Source organism: Streptomyces sp. NPDC001843, assembly GCF_042891955.1.
Classification (GTDB): domain Bacteria; phylum Actinomycetota; class Actinomycetes; order Streptomycetales; family Streptomycetaceae; genus Streptomyces.
In genome coordinates this window covers 1-9,262 of the sequence record NZ_JBIATQ010000037.1, presented here as the reverse complement: position 1 = coordinate 9,262, position 9,262 = coordinate 1, and the positions used below count along the sequence as shown (strand labels likewise).

The following is a 9,262-nucleotide window of genomic DNA, read 5'->3' as shown; positions in this document are numbered from 1 at the left end:
ACCTGCCGAATACGAGACCAAGCACTACCGCGAAACCACGAAATCCCAGGTCACAGTCACGACCTAGAGTCTCGATCAAACCCGGAACGGTTCAGAGTGTGAGACCCGGGCGGCTGTCGACCGGGCCCAGGCATGGCGGGAGAACCAGTGAGCACGGCTGGTGCGCCTGCCGTCGCACGTCCCTCAGCGACGAAGGCCACGAAGAAGTCGTGGGAGACGTGGCTGCGTGCCCACATCGATCCCGCGTGGCGGCTGGGGGAGTGGGACAGCGCCAGATGGCTGTTCACGGGAGACCTCGACAACCCGCGCACTTCGTCCTCGCGGTGCCGCCCCCGCCGCTGCGAGATGATCGTGCGCGCTCAGGAGACGTTCTGTACGTACTGCTCGGATCAGCGCAGAAAGAGTGGCCTGCCGCGGGAAGGGTTCGCCGCCACTTTCACCCCCGCCCGTTCCCGGTCCCTGCCGTTGACGGTCGTAGGTCCGTGCACGCTCACCCGGGACGGCGTGCGGTGCGTACGCCCTCAGGTATCGGGAGGCCTGTGCGCCGCCCACCACGGATCATGGAGGTACCACAAGTCCAGAGGCACGCTCGAGCGGTGGCTTCGCAGCCGGGCAACACCGTTCACCGAAAACCCAGACTGCATGGTGACCCATTGCTCCGGCTGGGCGATGAACTCCAGTGGGTTGTGCAACTACCACTGGCGCGCCTGGAGAGTGGAATGCCGCTCCAGCACCGACCCCGTGCCTGCCGCCCAGTGGGCACCGCACCAGCCCCTGTACCTGCTGGCGCACCAGTTCCATCTCGCCCCGTTGCCCGAGTTGCTGCGCTGGGAAGTGTTGTACGCCGTGCAGCAGATGGACCAGTGGGTACGTGCCCTGGAACCTCACTGGATTCGCGGCGTGATCAGCCACCTCACCACGGCCGACACGCTTCTGGACGCCACCAACGCGGCCCGGCTCACCAAGCCGCATCAGTCTGCCGTCCGTACAGTGGAGAACCTGCAGTCCGCCGCCCGCGCCGGATACAGCGAGTTCTCCGGGATTGCCCTCATAGACCAGGACGTCATCGATCTGCGCGTCCTCGGGCTGCGCCACAGCGCCTCCGGCAAGCGCCGGCATCTGCCCGGCCGCGTCGATCTCCGCACTGTCCGCCAGCCCTGGCTGCGCCAGGCGCTGCGTCATTGGGTGACCACCGCCCGCCCCCCCACGGAAGACTTCAAGCGCACGTTCCACGCGACGACCATCGCCTCCACGGCTCTCGCCCAGCGCGCCGACGCGGGCGACGATCCCGCCGTCCTGACGTTCGCCGATGCCACCTCGGCCGTCGACGCTTTCCGGGCCGCACGCAGACGAGACGGCACCCTCTACTCCTCTTCCTTCCGGCGCAGCCTGTTGGGGATGTTTTTCCAGCTCATCGCTTACGGCCGCCGCTGCGGCACCCTGGATGACTTGGCCGGCACCTTCACCCGCGTGCCCGTCGAGCACGTCATCTCTGTGGAGGAACCCAATGAGGACTTCATCGGCAAGGCCATCCCTGAGTCCGTCATCCGGCAACTGGACGCCCACATCGACACTCTGGGCACCGGAAACACCTACGGCTGCCGCGATATCGCTCCCGACGCCCGGCAGTTGCTGTACCGCACGATGTACATCGTCCTGCGCGACACCGGGCGCCGCCCGCTTGAGATCGTCTCCCTGGCCCGTGACTGCCTGGAGATCCACAACGGCCAGCCCACCCTGATCTGGGACAACCACAAGAGGAAACGCCACCGCAGACGTCTGCCGATCGCAACCTTCACCGCCGACGCCATCCGAACTTGGCAAGACTGCCGTGACCAGCTGCATCTTCCCGCCAAGGGGGACCGATACCTCTTTCCCTCTCTCACCGCCCTGAGCGACGCCCCCTACATCTCCAGCACCTACCTCAGCGACGCCCTCAGGCTCTGGGCAGACGCACTGCCCCCGCTCCACGCCGAGGGCATCGACGCCAAAGGACAACGCCTGCTCTTCGACCGGTCCCTGATCTACCCCTACGCCTTCCGCCACTCTTACGCACAGCGCCACGCAGACGCCGGTACCCCCGTCGACGTGCTGCGGGAGCTGATGGACCACAAGTCCATCGCCATGACCCAGCGCTACTACACCGTCTCCCTCAAGCGGAAGAGCGAAGCTGTGGCCAAGCTCAGCGCACATGTCCTCGACCAGCACGGCCACCTCAGCCCCAGCTCGAGCACGGCCTACGAGATGCGCTCTGTCGCTGTTCCCTACGGCGGCTGCACCGAGCCGTCGAACGTCAAAGCCGGCGGCCAGGCCTGCCCCATCCGCTTTCAATGTGCCGGCTGCGGCTTCTACCGCCCCGACCCCTCCTACCTGCCCGCCATCGAGCACCACATCAACGAACTACGAGCAGACCGCGAAACCGCACTCGCCATGGGCGCCGCCGAGTTCGTCACCACCGCCCTCACCGCACAAATCACCGCCTACCAGCGCGTCATCGACCGCATGCACACACACCTGGCGTCCCTCCCCGCTTCAGAACGTGCCCAGATCGAAGAGGCCAGCACCGTGCTGCGCAAAGCACGAGCAGGCGACAACCACACCCTCCTGCCCCTCACCACTGCCCGACCGAAAGACCCGCGATGAATCCCCGCGGCAACCCCGCCCCCCTCGCCGAAGCCAGACGCCGTCACAGCCTCGACAAACGAGCCCGTGTCCTCACAGTCCTGGCCACACTCGAGAAACAGGGAAAGCCGCTCACCTTCGCCGCAGTCGCCCGCGCCGCTCGAGTCTCCACCTGGCTCACCTATGCCCCCGGCGTACGCGAGCACATCGAGGCAGCCCAACTACGCCAAGCCCACAGCACCCCGCCATCCGCCACGGCAAGCCCGCCCTCCCCACTCAGCCTGCGCACCGAACTCGAAATCGCCCGGCAAGAAATCAAAGACCTCCGCGACGAACGCGACCGGCTCCAGGCAGCCCTGCGCCACCAACTCGGCCAGCAACTCGATTCCATCCACGCCCCCGACGCAGCAACCAGAGCAGACCAGCTGTACGCCCTGAACCAGGACCTCACCCGCCGGCTGGAGGAAGCCGCCTCGGAGAACGCCACGTTCCGCGCCCGCATGACCGCCCTCGAAGAAGACCTGATTGCTGCCCGCACCAGCCTGCGCCGGATGATCCGCACCGAGAACACGGCCCGCTGAACGACACCACCATCCACGGCGGTCATGCCCACTCCACGCCCAGTTCCCGGAGTGCGTCGAGCTGTTCGGCGCCGAGTTTGTCTCTCCTCGATTTGGTGTTCGAGACCCATACGCCGAGTTTCACGACTACCGGCGCCGCTTCGCCGTCGAGCGTGATCTCTTCGATGTGGCCGCGTGGCACAGGCCGGTGGGCACCTTCCCGTTCCACCCACTGCGTGAGGGCCGCCAGGCCGCGCTGGAACGCTTGCTGCGCTTTGCTCGGGCCCTTCGCCGTACGCTTGGCCGCTGCGAGCGGCGGCGCCTCAAGCGGCTGTACGCCCAGCCTGGACAGCCGCTCTTGCTGCTCGGTCGACAGCAGCTTCCAGGTGCCTGGCTTGGGCTGCTGCTGGATCCATCGTCCGATGTCGTCGCCGTCGAACAGCACGCCGGGTGCGATGTCGGGCAGCACGCCGTCGGTTTCGGTGTCGGCCAGCTCGGCGAGCACCTTGTAGTGGCGTTGCCAGTCCAGCGGCCAGGGGCAGTTCCAGTCCGGGTCGATCGCGGCCAGCTGCTTCGCGCGCGCGACGGCCCGCTCCGGGTCCTTCCCGAGGCCGCCCTTCCGGCGCAGGTTGGCCATGTGCTGCCCCACCGGCACCATTGCCTCGCCCTCGCCCTCGCCCCAGACCGCGTCCTGACGCGGAGCGAGGTGCCCGGTGGCCCGCCGGTAGGAGCGCAGCGCGGCGAGTTTGTTCTCCCAGGCTTCCTCGCCGGGCTCCCAGACCATCCCGGCCTCGTCGAGGAGCTCCTTGCGGACGACCTCACCGTCGCCGCTCCGCATCCGATGACCGGGTACTCGCGCTCGAAGTTCCCGCACTGGGTCACCCAGTACGGCACGTGCGACACCCGTGAGGTCGTTCTTGCCCGCGACGGCCGCGACGTCGTCCAGGACGAGCAGTGCCGTGCCGTCTCCGGCATCTGGTACAGCGCCTACGACGGCAAGGTTTCGACGAGACCGTCCACCGAGGTCGACATCGACCACGTCGTCCCATTGGCCAACGGTTGGCGTTCAGGTGCCGATGAGTGGACCACCGCCAAGCGCCGCCAGTTCGCCAACGACCTCACCAACCCGCAGCTGATCGCCGTCTCCGCGAGCTCCAACCGGCAAAAGGGCGACCAGTCCCCCGACCAGTGGGCGCCCCCGCTGCGCTCCTACTGGTGCACCTACGCGCGTGCCTGGACCCACGTGAAGCACGTGTACGCCCTCAACATCACCGAACCGGAAAAGGACAAGCTGGACGAGATGCTGGACACCTGCCCCGCATGAACACCAGCCCGGACACCGACTCCTACACCAGCAGCGTCACCGCCGGCCCGGGCGGGGCGATGACCGACGAAGTCGGCGTCATCACCGGTGACCTCACCGTACGCACCACCCTCACCGATGACAGGCACAGCGCACACGTCGCCGTCCAGTACACCGGCGCCGACGAGTGGTACACCTTCACCGGCAGCCCCGCCCCCATCCCCGAAGGGGGCCTCGCGGCCTACCACCGCGACCTCCTCGGACGCATCCGCCGAGGCCAGGGCGCCACAGCCACCTGACCCGGCGCTTCAGCAGCCCCAGCCTGATCAGGCCGGGGCTCTCGCCGCATCGTGTGGGGCCCGGATCGGTCGCGCCCGCTCTACAACGCCGGGCGGACCCGAGGCGTCCGTCCGGTGCGAGCCTTCGGCAGCTCACCCCGGGAAACGAGTACCGAAGCGCTCGCCGCATCGCGCCCCGCGGCCCTGCGTCACCGCCTGCTGCTCCTGTCCGTACGGCTGCGGTGGCAACTGGGAGACTCTCTCCTCGATACCAGCGGCACGCTCCGAACTGCTCCAGCTGGCCCGCGCCCGGGGAGCCGTCCAGGCCGCGTGACCGGACGCTTCGGTCGATCAGGAGCACGAGCAGGCGCGGTGGTGCGCAAGGCCTCGATGAATGCCTCGTGTCGAGGTTTGAGAGGCAGCTTGTGGCACGTTCGCGTCCATGACGAAGCGGCTGGCCCGCTACTCGCTGTAGCTGGTTGCGTGCGTTGAGCCACAGGCTGTGTTTGCAGTCGAACGGCTTCCTCGAAAGGGATCAGGGATGCGTCTTCGTTCCGCATTCGTCAGTGCCGCCCTCGCCCTGAGCATGTGCGTGCTCTCCATGGGAGTCGCAGACGCGGCAGAGCCGCTGTCCGCGACCAAGGTCCGCGAATGGCAGACGGGCCTTGTCCTCGACGTGACTTTCAACTCCACTGTCGGCGGCGCCTCCATTATCTACAAGGCCGACAGCAATGATCTGAGCCCGCACCAAGCCCTGATCGGCACCATGGCCCGACTCGCCGGCTGCGCCAACAGCTACGCCATCCACTCCTTCGACTTCTGACCGGAAGGCCGTACCGCGCGTGATCACATCGCGGTGCCGATGCGGTCGTGGCACTGCCGCGCTGCGCGCAGGTTGAGCGCCCTCCTGCCCGGTCGGCGTGAGCTTCGAGGGGGGCGTTACGATGGGCCGGCCGACAGGCCGAGCGTGCTTCCGAGTAGCCACTGCGGCGCGCGGGACAGCTTGTCCCATCCCTGCCGCTGCGCGGCCGATGTCCTCGCTCTGGACGACGAGTTCACCGGCCGCCTCAGGGACCCCGCTTGCGGCCTGGGTGTGGGCGAGGGCGAGCAGCGCTGCCATGCCACGTCTCACCCGCGCGGGCGCTATTCCGGGTCGATGGCCTCTGGGGACTGAGACGACTCTGTTCCAGTGCCTTCTCACAGGCCCTGACCGGCTACAGCTCGAATTCAAAGTCGAGGAGGTAGGTGAGTTCGGCTGTGAGCCCGGGGGAGGCTGCCTGGGCGGTGTGCGGTCAGGTCGAGGGCGCTTCCATGCCGGTGAGAGGGCGGTGAAGGGAAGGGGCCGGCACGGACCTTCGCATAGCCTCCCACGCGGCTACCTCGTCGCCAGCCGAGTCCGAGGTTTGTCGGTGGTGACCCTGCCGCTTCTCGTGCGCCCAGAACCACATCCGGCCGCGACACAGCCCGCAGGGGGATCAGCTCAGGATCCCAGTGCCTACATGCAGTGCGATGCCGAAGGCCCGGGACAGCGAAGGACCCCAAGCCGCACAGCGCGCCCGGGGTCTCATCCAGCAGCGTTAGGCCGCCGCCCACTCCAGCCCGAGCTCCGCCAGCGCCTGGAGCTTGTCAGCGGTCAGCTTCGCCCGCCTGGTCTTCTGGTTCATGATCCACACCCCGAGCTTGACCTCCGTGCCGTCCTCCAGCCGTTCTACGTGGCCTCTGGGGACTTTCACGGAGCCCTCGCGGGTCTTGTACTGCGCCAGGGCCGCAACACCCCGTTCGAAGGCTTCAGAACCTCCCTTGGGGGCCTTGGCGGGGGCTTCCTGCTCCGGGGCCGGCGGCGCGATGCCGAGCTGTGCCAGGCGCTCGCGTTGCCCGTCGTGCAGGGCTTGCCAGATCTCGGGTTTGCGTTGCCGGGCGAGCCATTTGCCGATGTCCATGCCGTGGACGGTGACGCCGGGCAGGACCTCCGCCTGGTCTTCTTCGTCGGCGACGAGTTCGCGCAGGGCTGCGTAGTGCCGCTGCCAGTCGGCCGGCCACTTCGGGTTCCAGTCCTCATCCACGGCCTCCAGCGCGGCCTTCCACTCGGGGTGGCCCTCCAGCGCACCCGGGCGGCGCAAATTGCTAAGCCATTGCCCCACCGGCCGGTCCAAGGCCACGGCGGACCTTGGAGCACAGAGGGTCCAGTGCTGGTCGTAGTAGGCCTTGGCGGCTTCCAGGTTCTCCTGGAAGCGTTCATCGGCCACGGACCACACCATGCCGAGCTGCTCCAGCCGGCGGGCGCGCTGCCCGCTCATTTCCCCGGCCGCGTAGGCCCGTCGCTGCTCCGCGACCCACTGCCCAAGGGGCGTCGCACCCTCCCGGTGCCCGTACGGCACCCGTGCGTTCCCGACCCGCTCGACGTACGCCTTCAGTTTCGCCCAGCCGCGAGCCCAGTCCTGGCGTTCGGTGTCGATCACGTTGAAGGAAACCCAGTCCGCGACCATCGCCGGATCCCTCGGGGCGGCAAAACGGAGCAGCAAGCGGGATTCCTCCTCGCCCTCTTCTGGCGCGACACCGATGTTCATGGACGGCTGCGCGACGTCTTTCTGAGGCTCCTGAGGGATCGCGAGCAATTCGACGGCCTCTTCATCGTGAGCGCGCAGACCCTCCAATACCTTCACCAAAGGCCGATACGATCCCGAGGTGAACATGTCCTCCGGCTTTTCTCCTGGCTGGAGAAACACCGGCACGATCAAAGAGGCGAGCTTCCCCTGTCCCGGCTTCTGACGCAGCGCCCGGCCGATGGCCTGGACGATGTCGTGCGGCGCCCCCTTGGGGTCCAGCAGGGCCACAGAGTCCACGGCCCGGATGTCGACGCCCTCGCCCAGGACCCGGCAGTTCGACAAGACAGCGCGCCGCGCGGTGGTCCCGAACCCGGCGAGCACTTCCCGCCGGCGCTCGGGCACGTGCTCGCCGCACAACCAGTCCGCCCAGATCCGAGCGGGGTACTTCTCCGGCTCGCCTGCGTGCAGCTTCGCCGCGACGCGCTCCAGGCCCTCCGCGTAAGCCTGTGCCTCTATCGTCCGGTGGTGGAAGGTGATGCAGGTCGACAGGTTGTGCTGCGCCATCGTGTGCAGGAGCGCGGCCTGGAGCGCTCCGAGGCGCTGTCCGCGGACTTCCTCGGTGTGCCGCTCCTCGCCCATCAGCCGCTCAGGAGTGACGACCGGGTCCTGGAGCTCCAAGACGATGATCTGATACCGCGCCAGCAACCCACGCGAGACTGCCGACGCCAGGCTGAGCTTATAGAGCACCGGGCCGAAGACCTTCTCGTCGTCCATGGAGGCCGCCATCTCGCGCGGCAGCGGGTCACGAACCCCCTCCGCGACCTCACGGTTCAGCCGCTCCTCCCAGATCCGCGGCGTGGCCGTCAGGTACAGTCGGCGGTGCGACGGGATGACGCCCTGGTTGTGAACGTCGGCCCACGCCTTACCCATCGAGCCCGAAGTCCGGTGGGCCTCATCCACCACCGTCAGGTCCATCGGGGCCAACTGCTGGCCGTAGGCGCCCTCGAATGCCTCCGCCAGGACACCGAGGCTCGCGTACGTCCCGAAGATGGTCACAGGCCCCTGGCCGTGCCACAGAGCCAGCTGCACCGGGTTCGTGGTGGAGCGCACCTTCAGGTTCCACAGCTCCGGGTCGTCCTGGAGCGAGCACACCGCAACCGCCGGCCCCGTGTGCCCAGCCGCGCGCCACGCCTGGACGGTCTGGGTCAGCAAGTCCAGAGTCGGCACCAGCACAAGAATGCGGCCCTTGGGCACAAGGCGCTTTGCCGACGCCGCCGCGATGATGGTCTTTCCCGTTCCGCACGCGGCGTGTACCTGCCCGCGCAGCCCATTAACGGGAATGCCGCCCGGCGGGATATCGAGACCGCGCACAATGGCGGCAACGGCCTCGATCTGATGGTCACGCAGTTTCACGGCCATTCCCGTGTTCTCCTTTTCGCGGAATGTGGCGCGCAATCTGAAATGAAAGTCCGGCGCGGTGAGGGTGGCCGGGGGGTGTGGTGTCTAGTCCCAGACTCTACACAGCCAAGCCATGTGATGCATCACCCGCGCATCATGTTCCCGCCCCAGGGTTATACATGGCTCAATCCCGCCCCCATGCGGCGAGTTGTGGTGTACGCTGACGGGGTATTGGTGAACGTGTCGGGGCGGTTTCGAGGGTGGGGGAGGGGTCCGAGTGGAGCGCAGCGGAGCCCGTCACTGCGGTGGGGCCAGCACCCCGTCAGGCCGACGGCCCGTCACTTTCTTTGCGGGGGTGGTAGCTAGGATTCCCAAGCCCTACACAGGCGCGAGCGCGATGCACCTCCCCTTGCTGCCAGCCTCGACACCCGCGCTTGCGCGGGTGCTCGCAATTCGCGCTTGCGCGAATTGACACGCTTTTAGAATTCCGGCTTGCGGAATTCAATTCCCGCGCTGGGGGGGCTTTTTGGGGTTGGTGCCGCGGAGCCATGCCCG

General features: G+C 67.6%; 6 protein-coding genes and 1 pseudogene. 5 read left to right on the top strand and 2 right to left on the bottom strand.

Annotated elements, in window-relative coordinates:
• The first annotated feature begins 642 nt into the window (after nt 1-642).
• The gene (locus ACFYZQ_RS40135) at nt 643-2,643 is read left to right on the top strand and encodes a tyrosine-type recombinase/integrase (protein ID WP_389159243.1); all 2,001 of its coding nucleotides are present in this window, start codon (nt 643-645) and stop codon (nt 2,641-2,643) included.
• Nucleotides 2,640-3,203, top strand: a complete 564-nt coding sequence (locus tag ACFYZQ_RS40130; RefSeq protein WP_389159241.1) for a hypothetical protein — start codon at nt 2,640-2,642, stop codon at nt 3,201-3,203. Before ACFYZQ_RS40135 ends, ACFYZQ_RS40130 begins: the two co-directional genes overlap by 4 nt.
• A gap of 22 nt (nt 3,204-3,225) precedes the next feature.
• Here the strand turns inward: ACFYZQ_RS40130 and ACFYZQ_RS40125 are convergent.
• A pseudogene (locus ACFYZQ_RS40125) lies at nt 3,226-4,017 on the bottom strand (helicase associated domain-containing protein); the annotation flags it as partial.
• Nucleotides 4,018-4,023: 6 nt separating this feature from the next.
• On the opposite strand from ACFYZQ_RS40125, the gene ACFYZQ_RS40120 reads away from it, so the two are divergent.
• The 3 genes from ACFYZQ_RS40120 (at nt 4,024) to ACFYZQ_RS40110 (ending at nt 5,586) form a co-directional block, all read left to right on the top strand.
• Nucleotides 4,024-4,506, top strand: a complete 483-nt coding sequence (locus tag ACFYZQ_RS40120) for an HNH endonuclease family protein (protein WP_389159239.1) — start codon at nt 4,024-4,026, stop codon at nt 4,504-4,506.
• On the top strand, nt 4,503-4,784 hold the full coding sequence (locus tag ACFYZQ_RS40115; protein ID WP_389159237.1) for a hypothetical protein: 282 nt from the start codon (nt 4,503-4,505) through the stop codon (nt 4,782-4,784). The genes ACFYZQ_RS40120 and ACFYZQ_RS40115 overlap by 4 nt, the downstream gene beginning before the upstream one ends.
• A 520-nt stretch (nt 4,785-5,304) precedes the next feature.
• Nucleotides 5,305-5,586 carry a hypothetical protein gene (locus ACFYZQ_RS40110; protein WP_389159236.1) on the top strand — a complete coding sequence of 94 codons (282 nt, stop codon included), beginning with the start codon at nt 5,305-5,307 and terminating at the stop codon, nt 5,584-5,586.
• A gap of 754 nt (nt 5,587-6,340) precedes the next feature.
• On the opposite strand, the gene ACFYZQ_RS40105 is transcribed toward ACFYZQ_RS40110, so the two are convergent.
• Nucleotides 6,341-8,728, bottom strand: coding sequence for a Helicase associated domain protein (locus tag ACFYZQ_RS40105; RefSeq protein WP_389159234.1), 2,388 nt, complete (start codon nt 8,726-8,728; stop codon nt 6,341-6,343).
• Nucleotides 8,729-9,262 lie beyond the last annotated feature (534 nt).

What these genes read in the sequence shown, in the direction of transcription:
- ACFYZQ_RS40135 (WP_389159243.1), top strand. Translation starts at nt 643, where the DNA reads ATGGTGACCCATTGCTCCGGCTGGGCGATGAACTCCAGTGGGTTGTGC.
- ACFYZQ_RS40130 (WP_389159241.1), top strand. Translation starts at nt 2,640, where the DNA reads ATGAATCCCCGCGGCAACCCCGCCCCCCTCGCCGAAGCCAGACGCCGT.
- ACFYZQ_RS40120 (WP_389159239.1), top strand. Translation starts at nt 4,024, where the DNA reads ATGACCGGGTACTCGCGCTCGAAGTTCCCGCACTGGGTCACCCAGTAC.
- ACFYZQ_RS40115 (WP_389159237.1), top strand. Translation starts at nt 4,503, where the DNA reads ATGAACACCAGCCCGGACACCGACTCCTACACCAGCAGCGTCACCGCC.
- ACFYZQ_RS40110 (WP_389159236.1), top strand. Translation starts at nt 5,305, where the DNA reads ATGCGTCTTCGTTCCGCATTCGTCAGTGCCGCCCTCGCCCTGAGCATG.
- ACFYZQ_RS40105 (WP_389159234.1), bottom strand. Translation starts at nt 8,728, where the DNA reads ATGGCCGTGAAACTGCGTGACCATCAGATCGAGGCCGTTGCCGCCATT.